Source organism: Brevundimonas sp. ALps5, assembly GCF_058681645.1.
The window spans coordinates 1,545,207-1,565,711 of the sequence record NZ_CM178744.1 but is presented as its reverse complement, the minus strand read 5'-3'; the positions used below and the strand labels follow the sequence as shown (position 1 = coordinate 1,565,711).

Annotated in this window: 20 protein-coding genes; 15 read left to right on the top strand and 5 right to left on the bottom strand. The window is 68.4% G+C overall.

Going from position 1 to position 20,505, the window contains the following annotated elements:
* Positions 1–8 precede the first annotated feature (8 nt).
* Together ACW172_RS07535 and ACW172_RS07530 are read right to left on the bottom strand one after the other, a co-directional pair.
* Positions 9–776 carry a dienelactone hydrolase family protein gene (locus ACW172_RS07535; RefSeq protein WP_492034561.1) on the bottom strand — a complete coding sequence of 256 codons (768 nt, stop codon included), beginning with the start codon at positions 774–776 and terminating at the stop codon, positions 9–11.
* Between the two features lie 51 nt (positions 777–827).
* The gene (locus ACW172_RS07530) at positions 828–1,562 is read right to left on the bottom strand and encodes an alpha/beta fold hydrolase (protein WP_492034560.1); all 735 of its coding nucleotides are present in this window, start codon (positions 1,560–1,562) and stop codon (positions 828–830) included.
* 43 nt (positions 1,563–1,605) lie between these two features.
* Between ACW172_RS07530 and ACW172_RS07525 the strand changes: the two genes are divergently transcribed.
* From ACW172_RS07525 to rplT, 8 genes are all read left to right on the top strand, one after another.
* On the top strand, positions 1,606–1,920 hold the full coding sequence (locus ACW172_RS07525; protein ID WP_492034559.1) for a DUF5076 domain-containing protein: 315 nt from the start codon (positions 1,606–1,608) through the stop codon (positions 1,918–1,920).
* 37 nt (positions 1,921–1,957) lie between these two features.
* Positions 1,958–2,914, top strand: a complete 957-nt coding sequence (locus tag ACW172_RS07520) for a glycosyltransferase family 9 protein (protein ID WP_492034558.1) — start codon at positions 1,958–1,960, stop codon at positions 2,912–2,914.
* A gap of 152 nt (positions 2,915–3,066) precedes the next feature.
* On the top strand, positions 3,067–3,588 hold the full coding sequence (infC, locus tag ACW172_RS07515; protein WP_492034557.1) for a translation initiation factor IF-3: 522 nt from the start codon (positions 3,067–3,069) through the stop codon (positions 3,586–3,588).
* Positions 3,589–3,964: 376 nt separating this feature from the next.
* On the top strand, positions 3,965–5,794 hold the full coding sequence (locus tag ACW172_RS07510) for an alpha/beta hydrolase family protein (protein ID WP_492034556.1): 1,830 nt from the start codon (positions 3,965–3,967) through the stop codon (positions 5,792–5,794).
* 77 nt (positions 5,795–5,871) lie between these two features.
* Positions 5,872–7,116, top strand: a complete 1,245-nt coding sequence (locus ACW172_RS07505; RefSeq protein ID WP_492034555.1) for an MFS transporter — start codon at positions 5,872–5,874, stop codon at positions 7,114–7,116.
* Positions 7,117–7,189: 73 nt separating this feature from the next.
* Entirely contained in the window at positions 7,190–9,175 is a 1,986-nt protein-coding gene (locus ACW172_RS07500) for an alpha/beta hydrolase family protein (protein ID WP_492034554.1), read from the top strand.
* Between the two features lie 184 nt (positions 9,176–9,359).
* The gene (gene rpmI / locus ACW172_RS07495) at positions 9,360–9,557 is read left to right on the top strand and encodes a 50S ribosomal protein L35 (RefSeq protein WP_003166435.1); all 198 of its coding nucleotides are present in this window, start codon (positions 9,360–9,362) and stop codon (positions 9,555–9,557) included.
* Positions 9,558–9,609: 52 nt separating this feature from the next.
* Positions 9,610–9,963 carry a 50S ribosomal protein L20 gene (rplT, locus tag ACW172_RS07490; RefSeq protein ID WP_207869596.1) on the top strand — a complete coding sequence of 118 codons (354 nt, stop codon included), beginning with the start codon at positions 9,610–9,612 and terminating at the stop codon, positions 9,961–9,963.
* A gap of 83 nt (positions 9,964–10,046) precedes the next feature.
* Here rplT and ACW172_RS07485 read toward each other — a convergent pair whose 3' ends face one another.
* Positions 10,047–10,532: a DUF805 domain-containing protein gene (locus tag ACW172_RS07485; RefSeq protein WP_492034553.1), complete on the bottom strand. Its 486-nt coding sequence runs from the start codon at positions 10,530–10,532 to the stop codon at positions 10,047–10,049.
* Positions 10,533–10,672: 140 nt separating this feature from the next.
* On the opposite strand from ACW172_RS07485, the gene pheS reads away from it, so the two are divergent.
* The 5 genes from pheS to ACW172_RS07460 all read left to right on the top strand — a co-directional run bounded on the left by pheS (position 10,673) and on the right by ACW172_RS07460 (position 15,775).
* Positions 10,673–11,749: a phenylalanine--tRNA ligase subunit alpha gene (gene pheS / locus ACW172_RS07480; RefSeq protein WP_492034552.1), complete on the top strand. Its 1,077-nt coding sequence runs from the start codon at positions 10,673–10,675 to the stop codon at positions 11,747–11,749.
* Positions 11,750–11,765: 16 nt separating this feature from the next.
* Positions 11,766–12,170: a hypothetical protein gene (locus ACW172_RS07475; protein ID WP_492034551.1), complete on the top strand. Its 405-nt coding sequence runs from the start codon at positions 11,766–11,768 to the stop codon at positions 12,168–12,170.
* Positions 12,167–12,562, top strand: a complete 396-nt coding sequence (locus ACW172_RS07470) for a hypothetical protein (protein ID WP_492034550.1) — start codon at positions 12,167–12,169, stop codon at positions 12,560–12,562. Before ACW172_RS07475 ends, ACW172_RS07470 begins: the two co-directional genes overlap by 4 nt.
* Complete coding sequence (gene pheT / locus ACW172_RS07465; protein WP_492034549.1) at positions 12,559–14,985, top strand: phenylalanine--tRNA ligase subunit beta; 2,427 nt, start codon at positions 12,559–12,561, stop codon at positions 14,983–14,985. Before ACW172_RS07470 ends, pheT begins: the two co-directional genes overlap by 4 nt.
* Positions 14,986–15,151: 166 nt before the next feature.
* Positions 15,152–15,775 carry a DUF1134 domain-containing protein gene (locus ACW172_RS07460; RefSeq protein WP_492034548.1) on the top strand — a complete coding sequence of 208 codons (624 nt, stop codon included), beginning with the start codon at positions 15,152–15,154 and terminating at the stop codon, positions 15,773–15,775.
* Between the two features lie 162 nt (positions 15,776–15,937).
* On the opposite strand, the gene ACW172_RS07455 is transcribed toward ACW172_RS07460, so the two are convergent.
* Positions 15,938–16,798, bottom strand: coding sequence for a Rossmann-fold NAD(P)-binding domain-containing protein (locus ACW172_RS07455; RefSeq protein WP_492034547.1), 861 nt, complete (start codon positions 16,796–16,798; stop codon positions 15,938–15,940).
* A gap of 11 nt (positions 16,799–16,809) precedes the next feature.
* Positions 16,810–18,057, bottom strand: a complete 1,248-nt coding sequence (locus ACW172_RS07450; protein ID WP_492034546.1) for an NAD-dependent epimerase/dehydratase family protein — start codon at positions 18,055–18,057, stop codon at positions 16,810–16,812.
* 125 nt (positions 18,058–18,182) lie between these two features.
* On the opposite strand from ACW172_RS07450, the gene ACW172_RS07445 reads away from it, so the two are divergent.
* The gene (locus tag ACW172_RS07445; RefSeq protein ID WP_492034545.1) at positions 18,183–18,437 is read left to right on the top strand and encodes a DUF1674 domain-containing protein; all 255 of its coding nucleotides are present in this window, start codon (positions 18,183–18,185) and stop codon (positions 18,435–18,437) included.
* Positions 18,438–18,646: 209 nt separating this feature from the next.
* On the top strand, positions 18,647–20,479 hold the full coding sequence (typA, locus tag ACW172_RS07440; protein ID WP_492034544.1) for a translational GTPase TypA: 1,833 nt from the start codon (positions 18,647–18,649) through the stop codon (positions 20,477–20,479).
* Positions 20,480–20,505 lie beyond the last annotated feature (26 nt).

The window sequence follows — 20,505 nt, the reverse complement described above, 5'->3', positions numbered from 1 at the left end:
GCGACGGGTCAGGCCGCCAAAGGCTGGGGTCCGCGCGGGGCCGTGTCTTCCAGCAAGGCCTGGAAGCGCCGGATGGCCTCGTCGGTCAGTTCGGGGTGGTAGCGCATCGGCGGCGCCGAGGTCGGCTCGTCGAAACTATGGGTGCCCTCGGCGATCCAGGTCTCGACGTCCGCGCCGCAGTTGCGAACCATGTCGTGCACCCGCTCCGCATTGCGGACACTGGTCAAGTGGTCGCGGCGAGCGATAACGGCCAGGGTCTTGGGGCAATGCCGCCAGGGCCGCATCCGGTTCAGGGCGGCGAAGCCGATATAGGGATAGGCCAGATAGGCCGCCTTGACCCCGTCCAGCGAGACCTCGCCCGGATCGGCGAGGCCGAGCGAATTCGGGCGTCGGTCGGCGCTCATGGCCTCCATAATGCCCCAACCGCCATGGCTCCAGCCGGCCAGGGCGATGCGCGAGGCGTCCACATCGGGCCGGGTCGAGACGCCGTGGATCGTCGCCAGGATGTCGCCGGCCCGCTCGTCGCCACGCAGCACCAGACCCGTGCAGACCGTGGCCAGGGCGAAGACCCGGCTGAACCCGCGCGAGGCGTAGGAATCCACGGTGAAGGCCCGCCATCCGGCCGCCTTCGCCGCCTCGGCATACTTCGGCAAATGGTCGCGTAAGCCTCCACAACCGTGGAAGATCAGCACCGCCGGACGCGGCCGGTCGTCATCCGGCCCGACCACCGTCGTGTGAGGCTCCAGTTTCGCCCAGCGCGCGCTCAAGGTGTCCATGAGCGTCACCATAACTGCCCCGCGAGACTTGGGAAGGCTCGGCCCGGAGGTTCAGGCGCTTCGCAGTGCCTCGACCGCCGCGACCAGCCGGTCGAGATCGGCCGGGGTCGACAGCCGGTGGTCGCCGCCCTCGATCAGGTCCAGCCGCACGTCGCCGCCGGCCAGCCGCTCGACCAGCTGGATCGAATGCCCCCAGGGCACCACGTCGTCGGCCCGGCCCTGAAGGATGTGAACCGGCGCGGCGATGCGGACGGGTGCGCCGAGCAGCAGCCAGGTCTTGGCCTCCTCGAACATGGCGCGGGTCAGGACGTAGGAGCCCAGCCCTTCCTCGACCACGACCGTCTCGCCGTCACGCAGAATGGCCTGACGCTCGTGGTCGGCGAGGCCGGGCCACATCAGGGCCTCGGTGAAATCCTGGGCCGGGTTGACCAGCACCAGCCCCGCGATCGCCTCGGGCCGCGCCAGCGCCGCAAGCAGCGCCACCCAGCCGCCCATGGAGGAGCCGACCAGAACCACCGGTCCCTTCAGGCTGTCGATCAGGGCGATGGCGTCCTCGCGCCAGCGGCCAATGGTCGCCTGACGCCAGTCGCCGCTCGATTGCCCATGGGCGAAATGGTCGTAGCGGACATAGGCCCAGCCCCTGTCCCGGGCGACGGCGTCCAGCGCCAGCGCCTTGGTCCCCTCCATGTCCGAGCGAAAGCCGCCGATCCAGATGACGGTCGGGCCATCTCCGGAAACGGATTTGAAGGCGATCGTCTCGCCGTCGGGGCGTGTAAGGTGTTCCATGGCGGGCTCTGTGGTGACTGCGCCTGTGTCGTGAGAGAGGTCGATGAAATCAATCGGAATCCCGCCGGCGGCTCTCGAAGACGAGAAATCCGTGGAGATGGCCCGGGTCTGGGTCGCCCAGAAGGGTCTTCACTGCGTGCTGAACATCGGGACCTATCGGGACAGCAAAATCCGGGAAGCGAGGGCCTGGGGCGTCATGCTCGCCGACATGGCGCGTCACATCGGCGACGCCTTGGCCGCCGAAGGCTTCGAAGAGGATGCGGCTTCCGCGCTGGAAGAGGTTCGCCGGGCGATGGCGCAGGAGCTTGACGCTCCTACCTCGGCCGCGTCAGGCGAGTTCCGAAGAACCAAACAATAGCCGTTTGATCTTCCGCCAAGCCGGTCAATAAGACGGCATGTCCAAGGTTCTTTTCGTCAGCTCCAACCGTATCGGCGACTGCGTCATCTCGTCGGGCGTGATCCGCGAGATCGAGCGCCAGCTGCCGGGGGCGAAGATCACCGTTGCCTGCGGCCGGCCGCCCGCCCCCTTCTTCCGCTCCGCCCCGGGCGTCGAGCGCGTCATCGTCCTCGACAAGAAGAAGATGGCCGGACACTGGGTCGATCTGTGGAAGCAGGTCTCGGGGACCCGCTGGGACATGGTCGTCGACATCCGCGGCTCGGCGCTCAGCTATCTGATCCCGGCCAAACGGCGCGTGGTCTACAACCGCTCATGGGAGACGGGGCTGCGCAAGGTCGAGATGGTGTCGCGGCTGATGGGCTCCGAGACGCCGATCGATCCCGAGATCTTCCTCGACGACCAGGCGCGCGCCGAAGCCGCCGCCGTCATCGATCCGCAGCTGGCGGGCGGCGCGGGGCCGGGGCCCATCATCGCCCCCCCTATCATTGCTTTGGCGCCCATCGCCCATCAGCCGGGCAAGAGCTGGCCCGCCGAACGCTGGGGCCAGCTGGTCGAGAAGCTGAAGGCCGAGCCCCGTTTCGACGGCTGGCGCTTCATGCCCGTCGGCGGCCCGGGCGACCGGCCGCCCGCGACCCCGGCGCTGGAGGCCGCAGGACCGCGCGGCATCGACTTCGTCGGCAAGGGCGACATCCTGGCCTCGGCGGCGGCCATCGACCGGGCGGCCCTGTTCGTCGGCAATGATTCCGGCCTGATGCACGTCTCGGCGGCGCTGGGGCGGCCGACTCTGGGCCTGTTCGGCCCGACCGAATGGTGGCTCTACGGCCCCTGGGGCCCGCGCACGCGCATCGCGGCCTCCAATGAGACGCGCGGCGAGTTCTCGCCCATCGAGGACCTGACGGTCGACCACGTCTTCGACGCCGTTCTGGCGCTCCACGACCAGTATATCGCCAGCTGAGCCGTTAACGGCTGATCAGCCTCGCCTTGATAAAACGGGCTTTCGGGCGCATATAGCGCGCCTCAGGGAACGCGGCGCCGAGCCGCGCGCTGACCCCTGCAAGCCTGCAAGACTTTCGTCCACACAAGGAAACGACGCTCATTCGCCGTCCGATGCAAACGCCGCCCGTCAAGGATGGGCCGCCCATGAACCACGATATCCGCGCGCCGCGCGTTCTGCTGATCGATCAGAACGGCGAGAAGCAGGGCGTCATGCCGACGTCCGCCGCGCTGGAAGCCGCCGAAGAAGCGGGCATGGACCTGGTTCAGATCGTGTCCACCTCCGAACCGCCGGTGGCCAAGATCCTCGACTACGGCAAGTTCCGTTTCCAGGAGCAGAAGAAGAAGGCCGAGGCCCGCAAGCGCCAGAAGATCGTCGAGCTGAAAGAGATCAAGCTCCGTCCGAACATCGACACCCACGACTATGAGGTGAAGGCCAAGGCCATGCACCGCTTCTTCGACGAGGGTGACAAGGTCAAGGTGACCCTGCGCTTCCGCGGTCGTGAAATGGCTCACCCGGAACTGGGCATGAAGCTGCTCAACAAGGTCCAGGAAGACTTCGACGAGATCGCCAAGGTCGAATACGCGCCGCGTATGGAAGGCCGCCAGATGATCATGATCCTGGCGCCGAAGTAGCGGCGGCGACCCGGCCTCCGGGCTCAAGCAGCGCGACCGCGCGATAGCCCAAAAGACAATGCCCCGGCCGCCGCGCCGGGGCGTTTTCGTTTTCGGGTTGCAAAGAGTCTTGCCACAGGTTGAGGCGCCGCTAGGGTTCCCGCGGGGATTTCGGGGGAATGGGATGATTTCCAGGCAATTTGCGCGTGCGGCCGCCCTGTCGGCTGCATTGTCGGCGGCGATGTTGGGGCTCGTGGCGACCGGTTCGACCGTCAGGGCCGAAGCCGCGGCCGAAGGCGGCCTCGAGCCGATGGACGTTCAGGGCGCCGCCCCTTCATGCCTGCCCCCTGAGCCAGGCTATGTCCCGGGGGCCGCGCCGCTTTCCGTCTACGGAAGCATGCCGTCCACCGATATGGTCGAACTCTCGCCGAGCGGGAAACGTCTGGCCTATGTGGCCATCGTCGGAGAGCAGCGCAGCCTGATCATCTGCGATCTGGAGACTCTCGCCGTGATCGGCGGGGTTCGCGCGGGCGATATCAAGGTGAGGGGCCTGGACTGGATCGGCGAAGACTATGTGATGGCCACCACCTCCGCGACCCAGATGGGCGAACTGACGGGAGGCCAGCGCATGGAACTGTGGGAGGGGCAGATCTATTCGATCCGCACCCGCCAGGTGGCCAAGGTGTTCCGCAACACGGACGGGGTCTTTCCCCGGCTGAGCGGCCCGACCTATGTGCGCAACGGCAGGCTGATCGCCGCAGGCGCGGGCTATGAGGGCCCTGCCTACAAGGGGACGGGCCTGTGGCTCATCAATCCGGACACCGGCCGTGGCGACACCGTCCTGCAGAATCCCGCGCGGGCGGGCGGCTATCTTCTCAACGAGGCGGGCCAGCCTGTCGCCCGCGTGACCTATGAGGTCGGCGGCGAATGGGCCGTTCAGAAGGCGATCCCCGGCGGCTTCTTCCGCGACGTCTGGAAGACCAATGCCCCTATCGACACCCCCAGCATGGTCTCCCTGGGTCGCACGGACCGCGAGGTCGTCATCCAGGGCGGCAAGGACAGCGCGCCGGACGACTATCGCATCCTGAACCTCGATACCGGCGAATGGTCGGATTTGCCCTTCTCCGGACGACCGACCTCGGTGTCGGTTCACCCCCGCACCCGTCTTCTGATGGGCGCCCGCACAGAAGGCGACGGCGAGGCCAGCTATCAGTTCCTCGACCCCGCCGCCGAACGGGCCTGGAACACCATCAAATCCACGTTCCGGGGCAAGCGGACCCAGCTCGTGTCATGGTCGGACGACATGCGCACCATCGTGGTCCAGACCGAGGGCGACGGCGACCCCGGCACCTATCAACTGCTGGATCTCGACCGGCGCACCGCCGAAATCTTCGGCGAGACCTATCCGCTCAGACCAGACCAGGTCGGCCATATCCAGATCGTCGAATACCCTGCCGCGGACGGCATGCGCATTCCGGGCTATCTGACCTTGCCGCCGGGCGTCACCGACCCGAAGAACCTGCCGCTGGTCGTCCTGCCACACGGCGGACCCCAGGCGCGCGACAGCCTCGGCTTCGACTGGTGGGCCCAAGCGATCGCCTCGCGCGGCTATGCGGTGCTCCAACCCAACTACCGGGGTTCTGACGGCCTCGGTCAGGCGCATCTGGAGGCCGGCTACGGCCAATGGGGTCTGAAGATGCAGACCGACCTCTCGGATGGGGTTCGCTACCTGGCCGCGCAGGGAACGATCGATCCGAAACGGGTCTGCATCGTCGGCGCCAGCTATGGCGGGTACGCGGCCATGGCCGGTCCGACACTGGACAACGGCGTCTATCGCTGCGCCGTCGCGGTGTCGGGCGTCTCGGATCTGCGCGCCATGGTCCAATGGGAAGCGGACCAGGGCGGGCGACGGGACTCGCCGGTTGTGCGCTACTGGAACCGCTTCATGGGCGCCGAGCGCCTCGGCGACCGCTCCCTGGACGACCGATCGCCCATCATGCAGGCGGCCCGGTCGGATGCGCCGATCCTGCTCCTTCACGGCCGCGACGACACGGTCGTGCCCTTCATCCAGAGCCGACGCCTGGCCGACGCCCTGCGGCGGGCGGGCAAGCCGGTCGAGATGATCGAGCTGAGCGGTGAGGACCACTGGCTGTCGCGCGCCAGCACCCGCACACGGATGCTGACCGAGACGCTGCGCTTCCTCGAAACCCACAACCCGCCGGACTGAGGCCGCGGCGGCCGGATCGGCGCCGGCGCCCGCAGAACCCCGTTTCCGGATCGGGCGGCACAGGCTAGCGTCCGCCCATGACCGATGCGCCGCCCGATCCCGCCTCCTCCAAGCGTCAGGCCCCGGCCCTGGCCGTCCTGTTCGCCGTGGTCTTCATCAATCTGGTCGGGTTCGGCCTGGTGGTGCCGCTGCTGCCCTTCTTCGGACAGAGCCTGAAAGCCGAGGCCTGGCAAGTCGCCCTGATGTTCTCGGCCTATTCGCTCGGTCAGTTCTTCGGCGAACCCTTCTGGGGGCGGCTGTCGGACCGGATCGGCCGCAAGCCCGTGCTTCTGATCACCGTCCTGGCCAACGCCGTCGGCTATCTGGCCCTGGCCTTCGTGCCGAACATCTGGCTGGCGATCGCCGTGCGGCTGTTCACCGGCCTGGGCGCAGGCAATATCTCGACTGTTCAGGGCTATGTCGCCGACATCACCCCGCCCGAGCGCCGCGCCGGACGCATGGGGATGATCGGAGCCGCCTTCGGCCTGGGCTTCATCGTCGGGCCGGGTCTGGGCGGTCTGATGGTCCATCCCGACCTGGGCCGGCTGGGCTATCAGCTGCCGATCTTCGCGGCGGCGGGCCTGTGCCTGCTGGCCGGTCTGGGCGTGATCGTCTTCCTGAGGGAGAGCCGGGCGAAGGCCGATCCCGCCGCTGCGCGTCCGCCCTTCCTCGGCGGGGTGCGCGATGCCATGCGCGACCCGGTCATCTCCCGCGTCCTGCTGGTGACCCTGATCTACATGGCGGGCTTCTCGGGCATGGAATCGACCTTCGGCCTGTGGGTTGAGGCCCGCTACGGCTGGGGCGCGCGCGAGGTGGGGCTCAGCTTCATGGCCGTCGGCGTGGTCTCGGTCCTGTGCCAGAGCCTGATCACCGGCCGGCTGGCGCGGCGGTTTGGCGAGAGCAATGTCCTGGCCTGCGGCTGCCTGCTGTTCGGGATCGGCCTGACCGGCCAGGTGCTGTCGCCGGTCGCCTGGGCCGTGCCGGTGATGATGGCCGTCGGCGCGTTCGGGATGGCGACGGCCATGCCCAACATCTCGGCCCTGATCTCCCGCTCGGCCCCGCCCGACCGGCAGGGCGCGATGCTGGGTCTGAACATGGCCGCCAGCTCCAGCGCCCGCATCGTCGGCCCGATCGTGGCCGGCGCCGTCTTCTCGGGCGTGGGTCACAACTGGCCCATGCTGATCGGCGCCCTTCTGACCGTCCCGGCGGCGGTGGCCGCGCTCAACGCCGGCCGGGCCTTCCGTCGCCGGCAGGCGGAGATCGCGGCGACACAGACGACCTGAAGGCGAAATCCCCTTGAGCCTTCAGCCCTGCCGGGCGAAGGTGAACGGAGTTCAGTGTCGGCGGGGGCCAATCTTGTATCTTATAACGACGGCGGCGCTGGCCAGCGCCTTGCTTCTTTTCGCGCCGGTCGCGGCGCAGGCCCAAGGCGCGCCTGCCCAGAACCCGCCCGCCGCTCTGGCCCCTCTTTCGGCCTACGGCGCCCTGCCGTCGCTGGAACTGGTCCAGATCTCGCCCTCGGGAGATCGTCTGGCCTTCGTCGCCGTGGTCGGCGATCGGCGAACCCTGGCCGTCGCCGATTTGAAGGCAGGCCGGACGCTCGGCACGGCCGGCGTCGGCCTGACAAAGGTGCGGGACCTGCAATGGATCGGCGACGACAGGGTGCTGGTGACCAGCACCTCGACCGAGTCCCTTCCCGACATCGGCGTCAGCAAGACCGAGTTCTCCTTCGGCCAGATCTACGATCCGGCCCGACGCCGGGTCACCCGCATGCTGAACGGCGCTCCCGGCATCTTTCCCTCCCTGATGGGAACGCCGCGCGTCCTGCCCAACAGCGGCGACCCTCTGGTTCTCGTCCGCGCCCATGACTTCGGCCGCGCCAACCATCTCGACCTCTACCGGATCGATCCCGACACGGGCCGCCCCCGGCGCTTCGAGGACCTGTCCGACACGGTCGTGGACTATGTTCTCGACACCGCCGGCCATCCGCTGGCCCAGGCTGAGTACGACAGAGGAACCCAGCGCTGGAGCCTGCAATTCCGGCAGGGCGGCGCGGCGCGTGAAATCTGGTCCGTAAACGCCCCGCTCGACCGGCCGAGCCTCCTGGGTCTCGGCATGGCCGGAGACAGCGTCATCGTCCTGGCCGACCGCCCGGACCTGAGCCATCAGGGCAAGGGCGTGAACGGCCTGTTCGACGTCAATCTCTCGACCGGGGTCTGGCGTTCCCTGCGCTTCGAGTTCGAGACCCAGGGCGCGATCTTCCACCCGGTGACCGGGCGGCTGGTCGGGGTCACCCGCCGTGATGACGACGGCCGACGCTACAGCTTCGTCGAACAGGACGCGGGCGCGCTGTGGGACGCCGTCGAAACCGGCCTGCCCGGCAAGAAGCCCCAGCTCGTCAGCTGGAGCGACGACCTGCGCCAGGCGGTGGTCTTCACCAGCGGGGACGGCGACTCGGGCGCCTATCATCTCGTCGACCTCGACGGCGGGGGCGTGACCACCGTCGGCGCCGCTTATGACGCCATCACGCCGTCGATGGTCGCCTCCGTCAGGACCGTGACCTATGACGCCGCCGACGGACTGGAGATCCACGGCTATCTGACCCTGCCGCCGGGCCGGGCCGATGCGAAGGGCCTGCCGCTGGTGGTCCTGGCCCACGGCGGTCCCCAGGCGCGCGACGACGGCGGCTTCGACTGGTGGGCGCAAGGCCTCGCCTCGCGCGGCTATGCGGTGCTGCAGGCCAATTTCCGCGGTTCCAGCGGCTATGGCGAGGCCTTCGTCGAGGCCGGCTACGGCGAATGGGGCCGCAAGATGCAGACCGATCTCTCGGACGGCGTCCGCTGGCTGGCGGGTCAGGGGATCATCGATCCCGAGCGGGTCTGTATCGTCGGGGCCAGCTACGGCGGCTATGCGGCCCTCGCGGGTCCGACGCTGGATCACGGCGTCTATCGCTGCGCCGTTTCGGTCGCGGGCGTCTCGGACCTGCGCCGGATGGTCGCCCGGGAGGCCGGCCGGAGCGTGCGCCGCGACACCGAGGCCGTCCGCTACTGGAACCGCTTCATGGGCGGCGACGGTCCGGGCGACCGGTCGCTGGACGCCCGATCGCCGGTCCGGCTGGCGGAGACGGCCGACGCCCCCATCCTCCTGCTGCACGGCCGCGACGACACCGTGGTTCCGATCGAACAGAGCCGGATCATGGCCGACGCCCTGCGCCGGGCGGGCAAGCCGGTCGAGTTCATCGAGCTGACCGGCGAGGACCACTGGCTGTCGCGCGAGGAGACCCGCACCCGGATGCTGACCGAGACGGTCCGCTTTCTGGAGGCGAACAACCCGCCGAACTGAGTCGTGAGAAGGGGGCCGAAAATCCAGACTCCGCTTGCCTTTCGGGCCCGGTTCCCCTACTAGCCGCGCCTTCGCCTACGAACCGCCGGGCTAATGGCATGCCTTGGCGGTTTCGAAACCAGCGCCACCATCCACCTCGGGCTCAAGTAGTCCGAAGGACGGTAGCCCAAAAAGAGAGTGGAAAATGCCGAAACTGAAGACGAAGTCGGGCGCCAAGAAGCGCTTCAAATTCACCGCGACCGGTAAGGTCAAGGCGGGCGTGGCCGGCAAGCGCCACCGCCTGATCAGCCACAACTCGAAGTACATCCGCCAAAACCGCGGCACTTCGGTCATGGCCGACGCCGACGCCAAGAAGATCAAGTCCTACATGCCGTACGCCTGATCGGCGCACGCTCCAGACTGATCTCAACCCAACGAATTTGAAGGAATAAATCATGGCTCGCGTGAAACGGGGCGTTACGTCCCACGCCAAACACAAGAAGGTTCTCGAACAGGCCAAGGGCTTCTCGGGTCGCCGCAAGAACACCATCCGCACGGCCAAGGCCGCCGTCGACCGCGCCGGGCAATACGCCTACCGCGACCGCCGCGTGAACAAGCGCAACTTCCGCGCCCTGTGGATCCAGCGCATCAACGCCGCCGCCCGTCAGGAAGGCTTTACCTACTCCCAGTTCATCCACGGCCTGGGCAAGGCCGGCATCGAGCTGGACCGCAAGGTCCTGGCCGCGATCGCCATGGAAGGCGTGGGCTTCAAGGAAATCGCCGCCAAGGTCCGCGCCGCCCTGGCGTAAGATCTTCGGTCTATCCGATCGAAACGCCCGCCCCGGTCGCCGGGGCGGGCGTTTTCGTTTGCGGCCCGTGCAGCCTTGGAGATTCAGGCGGGTTCGGCGGAAGGCCGGGACGATGTCACGCGCGTCTTCCCCGGCGTCCAGGATCCGCCCCGGCTCGGCCAGACCGCCCAGACGACGGCGAGGACGATGCAGGCGATGAAGTTCGTCCAGCCATAAAGATCCGGCGAGGCCAGTTCCTTCAGGCCGGTCATCGTCGCCCACAGGCCGATCAGGCTGGCCAACCCCGCCCAGGCGGGCAGGCCGACATCGCGGGCGCGGCGGGTCACCAGCGCACTCCAGCCCCAGAACCAGACCAGGATGGCGGCGCAGACGATCACGGTCAGGACCAGGGCCATGATCAGGGCGATTGTCCGGGGGAAGACGGCGAACAGGCCCTTGACCGAACCCTTGATCGCCAGCGACAGGGCATAGGGCGCGATCACGGTCAGCGCGCCGCCGGCGATGAATTCGCGCCGATCAGAGCGGCCGGCGTAGCCCAGCCGGCGTCCAAGCCCGCGAATCCAGTTCATGGCCACCTCCCGTCGAGGCCGGATCATCGGCTCCATTCGATTGAGAAAGCGGCGCCGAACGTCGTTAAGCCGCGCCCGGATCGCCATACGGGCGTCACATGGGTGACGAACGCCTCGTCAGCCGCTAGATGCTCCCGACAATGACCGATCTTCCCCAACTCGAACTCGATCTGATCAACGCCATCGGCGGCGCGACGACCGTCGCCGAGGTGGAGGCCGTGCGCGTCAACGCCCTGGGCAAGACGGGCGTCATCTCGGCCCTGCTCAAGGGCATGGGCGCGATGAGCCCGGACGAGCGCCGCGAACAGGGGCCGATGATCAACGGCCTGCGCGACCGCGTCGCCGCCGGCATCGCCGACCGCAAGGCCGAGCTGGAGGCCGCCGAGCTGGACGCCCGGCTGCTGTCCGAAAAGATCGACCTGACCCTGCCGACCCGCCCGCGCCGCCAGGGCGGGGTCCATCCGACCATGCAGGTCATGGACGAGATGGTCGCCATCTTCGCCGCCATGGGCTTCGCCGTCGCCGAAGGCCCGGACATCGAGGACGACTTCCACAACTTCACGGCCCTGAACTTCCCGCCCAAGCATCCGGCGCGGGAAATGCACGACACCTTCTTCCTCAAGCCCGACCCCGAGACGGGCGAGCGCAAGGTGCTGCGCACCCACACCTCGCCGGTGCAGGTGCGGACCATGATGTCCCAGCAGCCGCCGATCCGCATCATCGCGCCCGGCCGGACCTTCCGTAAGGATTCCGACGCCACCCACACCCCGATGTTCCATCAGGTCGAGGGGCTGGTGATCGACCGCGACATCCACATGGGTCACCTGAAGACGACGCTCGAGACCTTCATCGCCCGCTTCTTCGAGCTGGACGCCGTCGACGCCCGCTTCCGCCCGCACCACTTCCCCTTCACCGAACCCTCGGCCGAGATGGACATCCGCTGCGACCGCTCGGGCGGCCAGATCCGGTTCAACGAAGGGAGCGACTGGCTGGAGATCCTGGGCTGCGGCATGGTCCACCCGAACGTGCTGCGGTCCTGCGGCATCGATCCGGACGAATACCAAGGCTTCGCCTTCGGCATGGGCGTCGACCGTCTGGGGATGCTGAAGTACGGCATGCCCGACCTGCGCCCCATGTTCGAGGCCGACGTCCGGTGGCTGGCCCACTACGGCTTCTCCGCCTTCTCCGCGCCCAACCCGGCCTCGGGCCTCAGCTGATTTCAAGAAGCGTCCCATGACAGATATCCACGACGAAGCCTTCGGTCGCGCGATGGTCGCCCGCACCGAGTTCACCAATGAAGCCGTCTGGCTGCCGATGCTGTCGGCCTATCACCTGAACGCCGGCGAGCCGGTGATCTCGGGCAAGACCTTCACCGACTGCGTCATCGAGGGCCCGGCGGTTCTGGTCGCTCTGAACGACGTCGGCCTCGACGGCTGCAACATGGGGGTCACTTCCAACCCGATGAATCTGATGTTCAAGCCCCTGGGCGACAAGATCATAGGCGCCGTGGGCGTCGCCAACTGCCGCTTCGTGCGCTGCCGCTTCGTCCAGGTCGGCTTCACCGGCCCGGAGACCTTCCTCAACGAACTCGCCGCCAGCATGAACGCTTCGGCCGGCGAAGGTGGAGTGGGCGCATGAGCGAGACCCTGACCTTCCAGGCCCTCGGCCCCGGCCCCGACTACAGCAACCTCGACATCTGGTTGCCGCTGCTGTTCCACGAAGCCGTGCTGCGCGGGGAGTCGGTGCTTAAGGGCAAGACCTTCACCAACTGTCGAATCCAGGGACCGGCGGTGGTCGTTCCCATTTCCGGCTGCCAGTTCGACGCCTGCAACATGGGCTCGGCCGACGGCGACATGCGCAATCTGATGTTCCAGCCACTCGGCCCGACCCGCCTCACGGGGGCTATCCCGCTGAGCGATTGCCTCTTCCGGCGCTGCGACTTTGTCGGCGTGGCCTACACGGGCGCGCCCGATTTCCTCGAGCAACTGCAGGGCCTTCCCACGGGGCCTGGCGGCGGAGCGCCGGCGTGAAGTTCACTCTCGGCTGGCTGAAGGATCATCTGGAGACGACCGCGGACGCCGCGGCCGTCGCCGACGCCATGACCATGGCGGGTCTTGAGGTCGAACATGTCGCCGATCCGACCGCGACCCTGAAGGCCTTCACCGTCGCCCGCATCGTCGAGGCGGTCCAGCACCCCAACGCCGACCGCCTGCGCGTCTGCCAGGTGGAGACCGTCGACGGGATGAAGGAGATCGTCTGCGGCGCCCCGAACGCGCGCGCAGGGCTGACCACCATCTACGCCCCCATCGGCGCCTGGGTGCCTGGCCTCGGCGTCACCCTGGTCGAGAAGCCGGTGCGCGGCGTCGTCTCCAACGGCATGCTGTGCTCGGCCGGCGAACTGGAACTGCCGGGCGAGAGCGACGGCATCCTCGAGCTGCCGCCGTCCATCCCGGTCGGGACCCCGGCCGCGACCGTCTACGCCCTGGAACCCGTCATCGACTTCGAGGTGACCCCCAACCGCCCCGACTGGCTGGGCGTCGCCGGCATCGCCCGCGATCTGGCCGCGACGGGTCTGGGCAAGCTGAAGCACTATGACATCGCCGTGGTGCGCGGCGCCTTCGCCTCGCCGATCACCGTGCGGATCGAGGCCCCCGGGATGTGCCCCGTCTTCGCCGGCCGCCTGATCCGCGGCGTGAAGAACGGCCCCTCCCCGGCCTGGCTCCAGACGCGTCTGCAGGCCATCGGCCTGCGCTCGATCAACCGCCTCGTCGATGTCACCAACCTGATCGCCTACGACCGCGCCCGCCCGCTGCACGTCTATGACGCCGGCAAGCTGGTCGGCGACGAGATCGTCGTTCGCGGCGGCCTGCATTCGGCCGAGACCGGCGCGGTCGAGCATCTGATCGCCCTGGACGGCAAGACCTATGCGGCCGAGGCGAGCGTCTGCGTCATCGCCGACGCCAATGGCGAACGCCCCATCGGCCTGGGCGGCGTCATGGGCGGGGAATCGACCGGCTGTTCGGACGAGACTGTCGATGTCTTCCTCGAAAGCGCCTGGTTCGACCCCATCGTCACGGCCCAGACCGGCCGCAGCCTGACCATCTCCTCGGACGCCCAGTACCGGTTCGCGCGCGGCGTCGATCCGGCCTCGGTCATCCCCGGTCTGGAGCTGGCCACCCGCCTGATCCTCGACCTGTGCGGCGGCGAGCCGTCGGAGATCGTGCTGACGGGCGAGCATCCGGCCAATCCCCTGCCCTTCCCGTTCGACCCCGCCTATGTGAAGCGGCTCTCGGGCATGGACCTGGAAGACGACCGGATCGGGACGATCCTCGGCCAGCTCGGCTTCCTCGTGAAGGCGGGTGAGACCGGCCAGGCCGAGCCCTGGACCGTGACCCCGCCGTCCTGGCGGCGCGACGTCGAGGGCAAAGCCGATCTGGTCGAGGAGGTCGCCCGCATCGTCGGCTTCGACCATCTGCCCGACACCCCCCTGCCCGACCAGAACCCGCCGTCGAAGGGCGTGCTGAACCCGCGTCAGGCCCGCATCCGTCTGGCCCGCCGGGCCTTGGCGGCCGCCGGTTACGCCGAGGCCGTGACCTGGTCCTTCACCAGCCAGAAGATCGCGGCCCTGTTCGGCGGCGGAGACGAGCGTCTGGTGCTCGAGAACCCCATCGCGTCCGAACTGGACTGCATGCGGCCCTCGGTCCTGCCCAACCTGATCCAGGCCGCCGCCCGCAACGCCGCGCGCGGGCACGCCGACGCCGCCCTGTTCGAGATCGGCCCCATCTATCCGGGCGACGGCCCCAGGGATCAGCGCACCGTCATCGCCGGCCTGATCGCCCCGCACGCCGCGCGGCACTGGGCCGGAAAAGAGGGGGCCGACGACGCCCTGTTCGGCCTCAAGGGCGACCTGATGGCCCTGCTGGAAGAGATCGGCGCGCCGGTCGGCTCCCTGCAGCTGGCCCAGGGGCAGAACCGTGACTGGTGGCACCCCGGCCGCTCGGCCCGCCTGCAGCTGGGTCCCAAGACGGTCATCGCCGAGTTCGGCGCCCTGCACCCGCGCGTGCTCAAGGCGCTGGACGCGGACGGTCCGATGCTGGCCTTCGAGATCGTGCTGGAAAGCGTCCCCGAGCCGAAGGCGAAAGCCAAGACACGCGGCTCGGCCGACCTGTCGGTGCTCCAGCCCCTGACCCGCGACTTCGCCTTCGTGGTCGAGGACGGCAAGGCGGCCGGCGATCTGGTCCGCGCCGTGGCAGGCGCCGACAAGACCCTGATCGAGGAGGTCCGGGTGTTCGACGTCTATCGCGGCGCCGGCGTTCCCGAGGGCTCCAAGTCCGTGGCGCTGGAGGTCGTGCTCCAGCCCCGCGAGGCGACCCTGACCGAGGCCGAGATCGAGGCCCTGTCGGCCAAGGTCGTGGCCGCCGCGACCAAACTGGGCGCCCAGCTGCGTGCCTGACGGAAAGGTGATGCTCGCTGCCTGGGCCTGACGCCCAGGCAGCGAGCGACCCCGCCGGCGCCGTAACCTCTCATTAACCCTGACGCCGCAAGGCTGCCGCAAAGGCCCGCGAGGTTGAGGATAACGCTCGCATGACGGGCGATTCTCACCGCCGGGGACCTCAGCCATGCATCGCCGCCACCTCATCCAGACCGGTTTCGCCGCCGCTGCCACCTCGGCGCTTGGGGCCTGCGCCAGCGGTGGCGTCGCCCCGCGTCAGGGGACCGAGCCCGCCTATCCGATCGCCTCGGACGCCAACGCCCCCGCCTATTCGGCCGATGAGCTGATCGCCGCCGGCTCGCGCCAACTGGGCATCGCCGCCGAGGCCATGGGCGGCGCGATCGAACGCATCTTCCGCGACCAGGGCGACAGCCCGACCGGCTATATCGCCGGTGAGGAAGGCGCCGGCGCGGTGGCGCTCGGCGTCCGCTACGGCCGCGGCGCCCTGCATATGAAGGACCTCGGCACGGCCCAGGACGTCTACTGGCAGGGCATTTCGATCGGCTGGGACCTGGGCGGCAACGCCAGCCGGGTCTTCACCCTCGTCTATGGCCTCTACACCCCCGACGCCATCTACCGCCGCTACCCGGGCGTCGAGGGCTCGGCCTATCTGGTCGGCGGTCTGGGCGTGAACTACCAGCGCGCCGACGGCATCGTTCTGGCCCCGGTCCGCACCGGCGTCGGCCTGCGCCTCGGCGCCAACGTCGGCACCATGGCCTACAGCCGCCAGCGGAACGTGCTGCCTTTCTGATCTGACCCCTCTCCCGGAGGGAGAGGGAGGGGCCCGCTGACGCAGTCAGTGGGAGGGTGAGGGGTTATGCCCTCGCCGGTTGGGGACAGAACCCCTCACCCTTTCGCCTTGCCGATCGCTACGCTCCCCGAGGCTCAAGCCTCCCCCTATGGGAGAGGGTGACTACAACAGGCTTTCCAGCCCCTCCCGCCAGGTCGGATACTTCGGCCGCCAGCCCAGTTCGGCCTTGGCTCGGGCGTTGGAGATGCGTTTGTTGTCCAGATAGAAGCGGCGCATGGCGTCGGAGACCTCGGGGTCATGCCAGTCGACCTCGGGCGGACGCGGCAGGCCGAGGCGGTCGGCGGCGCCGGCGATGACCACATCGGCGGGGGTCGGTGCGTCGTCGGCCAGATTATAGGCCGCGCCGGGCCGGGGCCGGGCCATGGAAGCGAACAGGCCCGCCACCGCATCCTCGACATGGACCCGGTTGAAGACCTGACCGGGCTTTCGCACCAGCCGGGCCGAGCCGTCGCGCAGCCGGTCCACCACCGACCGGCCGGGACCGTAGATGGCCGGCAGGCGGAAGATCTGCACCGTCAACCCCATGCCGCGCCCGGCGTCCAGCCAGTCGGCCTCGGCCCGGACGCGCCGACCGCCCTCGAGGCTGGAGGCGTTCAGGGCGTCATCCTCGAAGGCCCAGCCGCCGTCGCGGTCGCCATAGACGGCGGTGGAGGAGACATAGCCGATCCAGTCGGGCCAAGCCGTGGAGACCGATTCCGCCGCCGCCAGAGCCCTCAGGGCGGGGCAACCCTGGGCGTCGGGGGGAGAGGTGATCAGGACGGTCCTAGCGCCCGCCAGGGCCGCCGACAGGGCCTCGCGGTCGGCGGGGTCGACGGCGGCGATCCCTTCAGCTTCCAGCGCCAGACGCCGCGCGGGATCCCGCGAAGTGGCGACGGCCGTTCCGCCCCGGCGGATCGCCTCCAGCGCCGCGACCCGGCCCAGATAGCCGCCGCCGAACACCAGAAGCTTCAGATCGGCACTCAAATCGGTCTCTTTCAGGCCCGCGCCCGGGGCCGCAGAGGCGCGACATCGATCGAAGGCGGCGAGGTTGGGCAGGCGTCCGTCTCAAGCGCCCGGGCGCGGTCGGTGTTCCAGGCCGAGACGCAGGGAATCTTCGCCAGATCGGCGCGGTCGGCATAGCGGCGAGCCACCTCGGTGACGTCGGCCATCAGGCCCTCGGCGAGGGTGATCGGCTTGAGCCCCAGATCCCTGAACTGGTCGTTGGCCACGACCAGCTCGTTCTCGTCGGCCTCCTGACGCGGATTGGCGACGTTGTGGACCTCGGCGCCGGTCATGTGGGCGACCATGGCGGCCAGATCGCGGACCCGGCGGCTCTCGGTCATCTGGTTCAGGATCTTGACCCGCTCGCCGCGCGCCGGCGGGTTGTTGAGCGCCAGTTCGACGCAGCGGACCGTGTCCTGGATATGGATGAAGGCCCGGGTCTGGCCGCCGGCGCCGTGCACCGTGAGGGGGTATCCGACCGCCGCCTGCATCAGGAAGCGGTTCAGCACCGTGCCGTAGTCGCCGTCATAGTCGAAGCGGTTGATCAGCCGCTCGTCCAACCGCGTCTGCTCGGTCTGGGCGCCCCAGACGATGCCCTGGTGCAGGTCGGTGATCCGAAGCCGGTCGTTGCGGGCGTAGAACTGGAACAGCAGGGCGTCCTGCGTCTTGGTCATATGGTAGATCGAGCCCGGGTTCGGCGGGAACAGGATCTCCTGCTCGGTCGGGCCGTTGTCGGTCTCGACCGTGACCTTCAGATAGCCCTCGGGGATCTTCAGCCCCGCGGTGCCGTAGCCATAGACCCCCATGGTGCCCAGATGGGCCAGGTGGACGTCGCGGCCGCTCTCGACGATGGCGGCCAGCAGGTGGTGGGTGGCGTTGATGTTGTTGTCGACGGTGTAGAGCTTGTGCCGGGCCGACTTCATCGAATAGGGGGCGGCCCGCTGTTCGGCGAAATGGACGACGCTGTCGGGCTTCTCGTCGCGGATCAGGGCGACCAGCCGGTCGAACTCCTTGCCGACGGTCATGTTGACGAAGCTGATGGTGCGCCCGGTCAGTTCCTTCCAAGCCGCTATCCGCTCGCCCATGGTCCGGATCGGCGTCAGGGACTGGACCTCGAGCTCATTGTCGATGTTGCGGCGGCTCAGGTTGTCGACGATCACGACCTCCCAACCCTTCGCCGACAGATGCAGGGCCGTGGGCCAGCCGCAGAAGCCGTCGCCGCCCAGAATGAAGACCTTCATTTTACGCCACCTTTGTCCTTCCCCGACCCCTGCCTAGACCATGCGGCGCCCCGGAGCAAAGCGGGGCGATGGTCGCAGGGCGATCCCCTCTGGGAGGGCGGCCTCTCACCGCCTATATGGCGGCCATGGCTGATACCCCCGAAAATCCACCCGAGATCGCCCTCGACGCCCCCGCCAACGACCCCGGCTTCAATCTGGACGTCCCCGGCGCGACGCGCGAACGGCCGCTGAGCCCCGCCGCCCGCCGGGCGCTGGAGGAAGCCGCCGAGCGTCGGGCCGTGGAAGCCGCCGAAATGGCGTTGGAACATGGCGGCCCGACCGGCCCCGAGCCCACCCGGTACGGCGACTGGGAGAAGAAGGGCCTCGCGGTCGACTTCTGACACCGCATCCGAATCCGCGGCCTCCTCCACAGCGCAAGCGCGCTCCGAGCCCCCTCCCCCCTTCGTGGAGAGGAATCGCCGTTCGGCCTCATTTTCCAGCTACTGGTCTTTTCCGTCGCGCCCCTGTATGAGGCGCGCGCTCCCCGCAGACGCACATCCCAGAGCGGCCACCGGTTTTTCGGCCGCCTTTTCGCATTGAACGATCGAATATGAACCTTCGCAACGTCGCCATCATCGCCCACGTTGACCACGGCAAGACGACCCTGGTCGACCAGCTCCTGGCCCAGTCGGGCGTGTTCCGGGCCAATGAGGCCACGACCGAACGCGCCATGGACTCCAATGACCAGGAAAAGGAACGGGGCATCACCATCCTGGCCAAGTGCACCTCGGTGCTCTGGAACGGTGAAGCCGGCGAAACCCGCATCAACATCATCGACACCCCCGGTCACGCCGACTTCGGCGGCGAGGTCGAGCGCATCCTGGGCATGGTGGACGGCTGCGTCATCCTGGTCGACGCCGAAGAGGGCGTCATGCCCCAGACCAAGTTCGTTCTGACCAAGGCCCTGAAGATGGGCCTGCGTCCGATCCTGTGCATCAACAAGGTCGACCGCGCCCACGCCGATCCGGACCGCGTCCATAACGAGGCCTTCGACCTGTTCGCCGCCATCGGCGCGACCGAGGAGCAGCTGGACTTCCCGCACATCTACGCCTCGGGCCGCGCCGGCTGGGCGACGCTGGACCTGAACCAGCCGAACGACACCCTGGCCCCCCTGTTCGACCTGATCGTGCGCCATGTGCCGCCGCCCAAGGTCGCCGAGAACAAGGACAAGCCGTTCCGCATGCTGGACGTGCTGATCGAATCCGACCCGTTCCTGGGCCGTCTGCTGACCGGCCGCATCGAAAGCGGCAAGGCCATCCCCGGCATGGCGATCCACGCCCTGGATCGCGACGGCAAGGAAATCGAGCGCGGCCGGATCACCAAGGTCCTGGCCTTCCGCGGCCTGAAGCGCCAGCCGCTGGACGAGGGTTCGGAAGCGGGCGACATCGTCGCCATCGCCGGCATGTCCAAGGCGACCGTGGCCGACACCCTGTGCGCCATGGAAGTCACCGAGCCGCTGGACGCCCAGCCGATCGACCCGCCGACCATCTCCATGACCGTCTCGGTCAACGACAGCCCCCTGGCCGGCCGTGAAGGCGACAAGGTCCAGTCGCGCGTCATCCGCGATCGCCTGCTGAAAGAAGCCGAGGCCAACGTCGCCATCCGCGTCACCACCACCGAAGGCGGCGACGCCTATGAAGTGGCCGGCCGCGGCGAACTCCAGCTGGGCGTTCTGATCGAGAACATGCGCCGCGAAGGCTTCGAGGTCTCGATCTCGCGTCCGCGCGTGGTCTTCCAGACCGGCGAGAACGGCGAGAAGCTGGAGCCGATCGAGGACGTCATGATCGACGTCGACGACGAGTTCACCGGCGTGGTCATCGAGAAGCTGTCGGCCCGCAAGGCCGAGCTGTCGGACATGGGCCCGTCGGGCGCCGGCAAGACCCGCATCAGCCTGAAGGCCCCGTCGCGCGCCCTGATCGGCTATCAGGGCGAGTTCCTGACCGACACGCGCGGTTCGGGCGTGCTCAACCGCGTCTTCAGCCACTATGAGCCGCACAAGGGCGAGATCGCCGGCCGTCTGAAGGGCGTGCTGATCTCCAACTCGGACGGCGACACGGCGGCCTTCGCCCTGTGGAACCTGGAAGACCGCGGCGTCATGTTCGTCGGCGCCGGCGAGAAGACCTATGAGGGCATGATCATCGGCGAGAACGCCCGCTGGGACGACCTCGACGTCAACCCGATCAAGGGCAAGCAGCTGACCAACGTCCGCGCCGCCGGCAAGGACGAGGCCGTGCGCCTGACCCCGCCGCGCCAGATGTCGCTGGAACAGGCCATCGCCTATATCGGCGACGACGAGCTGGTCGAGGTCACGCCCAAGTCGATCCGTCTGCGCAAGCAGATCCTGAACCCCTCGTTCCGCAAGAAGCGCCAGCGCCCGGACTAAGGTTCGGGTTCAGGTCAAAGGAAAAG

Coding starts and splice junctions, on each gene's coding strand:
- infC (WP_492034557.1), top strand. CDS start 3,067: ATGCAAACGCCGCCCGTCAAGGATGGGCCGCCCATGAACCACGATATC.
- ACW172_RS07485 (WP_492034553.1), bottom strand. CDS start 10,532: ATGAACTGGATTCGCGGGCTTGGACGCCGGCTGGGCTACGCCGGCCGC.
- ACW172_RS07510 (WP_492034556.1), top strand. CDS start 3,965: ATGCCGTCCACCGATATGGTCGAACTCTCGCCGAGCGGGAAACGTCTG.
- ACW172_RS07460 (WP_492034548.1), top strand. CDS start 15,152: ATGCATCGCCGCCACCTCATCCAGACCGGTTTCGCCGCCGCTGCCACC.
- ACW172_RS07520 (WP_492034558.1), top strand. CDS start 1,958: ATGTCCAAGGTTCTTTTCGTCAGCTCCAACCGTATCGGCGACTGCGTC.
- ACW172_RS07450 (WP_492034546.1), bottom strand. CDS start 18,057: ATGAAGGTCTTCATTCTGGGCGGCGACGGCTTCTGCGGCTGGCCCACG.
- typA (WP_492034544.1), top strand. CDS start 18,647: ATGAACCTTCGCAACGTCGCCATCATCGCCCACGTTGACCACGGCAAG.
- ACW172_RS07525 (WP_492034559.1), top strand. CDS start 1,606: ATGAAATCAATCGGAATCCCGCCGGCGGCTCTCGAAGACGAGAAATCC.
- ACW172_RS07445 (WP_492034545.1), top strand. CDS start 18,183: ATGGCTGATACCCCCGAAAATCCACCCGAGATCGCCCTCGACGCCCCC.
- ACW172_RS07470 (WP_492034550.1), top strand. CDS start 12,167: ATGAGCGAGACCCTGACCTTCCAGGCCCTCGGCCCCGGCCCCGACTAC.
- rplT (WP_207869596.1), top strand. CDS start 9,610: ATGGCTCGCGTGAAACGGGGCGTTACGTCCCACGCCAAACACAAGAAG.
- ACW172_RS07505 (WP_492034555.1), top strand. CDS start 5,872: ATGACCGATGCGCCGCCCGATCCCGCCTCCTCCAAGCGTCAGGCCCCG.
- rpmI (WP_003166435.1), top strand. CDS start 9,360: ATGCCGAAACTGAAGACGAAGTCGGGCGCCAAGAAGCGCTTCAAATTC.
- pheS (WP_492034552.1), top strand. CDS start 10,673: ATGACCGATCTTCCCCAACTCGAACTCGATCTGATCAACGCCATCGGC.
- ACW172_RS07535 (WP_492034561.1), bottom strand. CDS start 776: ATGGACACCTTGAGCGCGCGCTGGGCGAAACTGGAGCCTCACACGACG.
- ACW172_RS07530 (WP_492034560.1), bottom strand. CDS start 1,562: ATGGAACACCTTACACGCCCCGACGGCGAGACGATCGCCTTCAAATCC.
- ACW172_RS07475 (WP_492034551.1), top strand. CDS start 11,766: ATGACAGATATCCACGACGAAGCCTTCGGTCGCGCGATGGTCGCCCGC.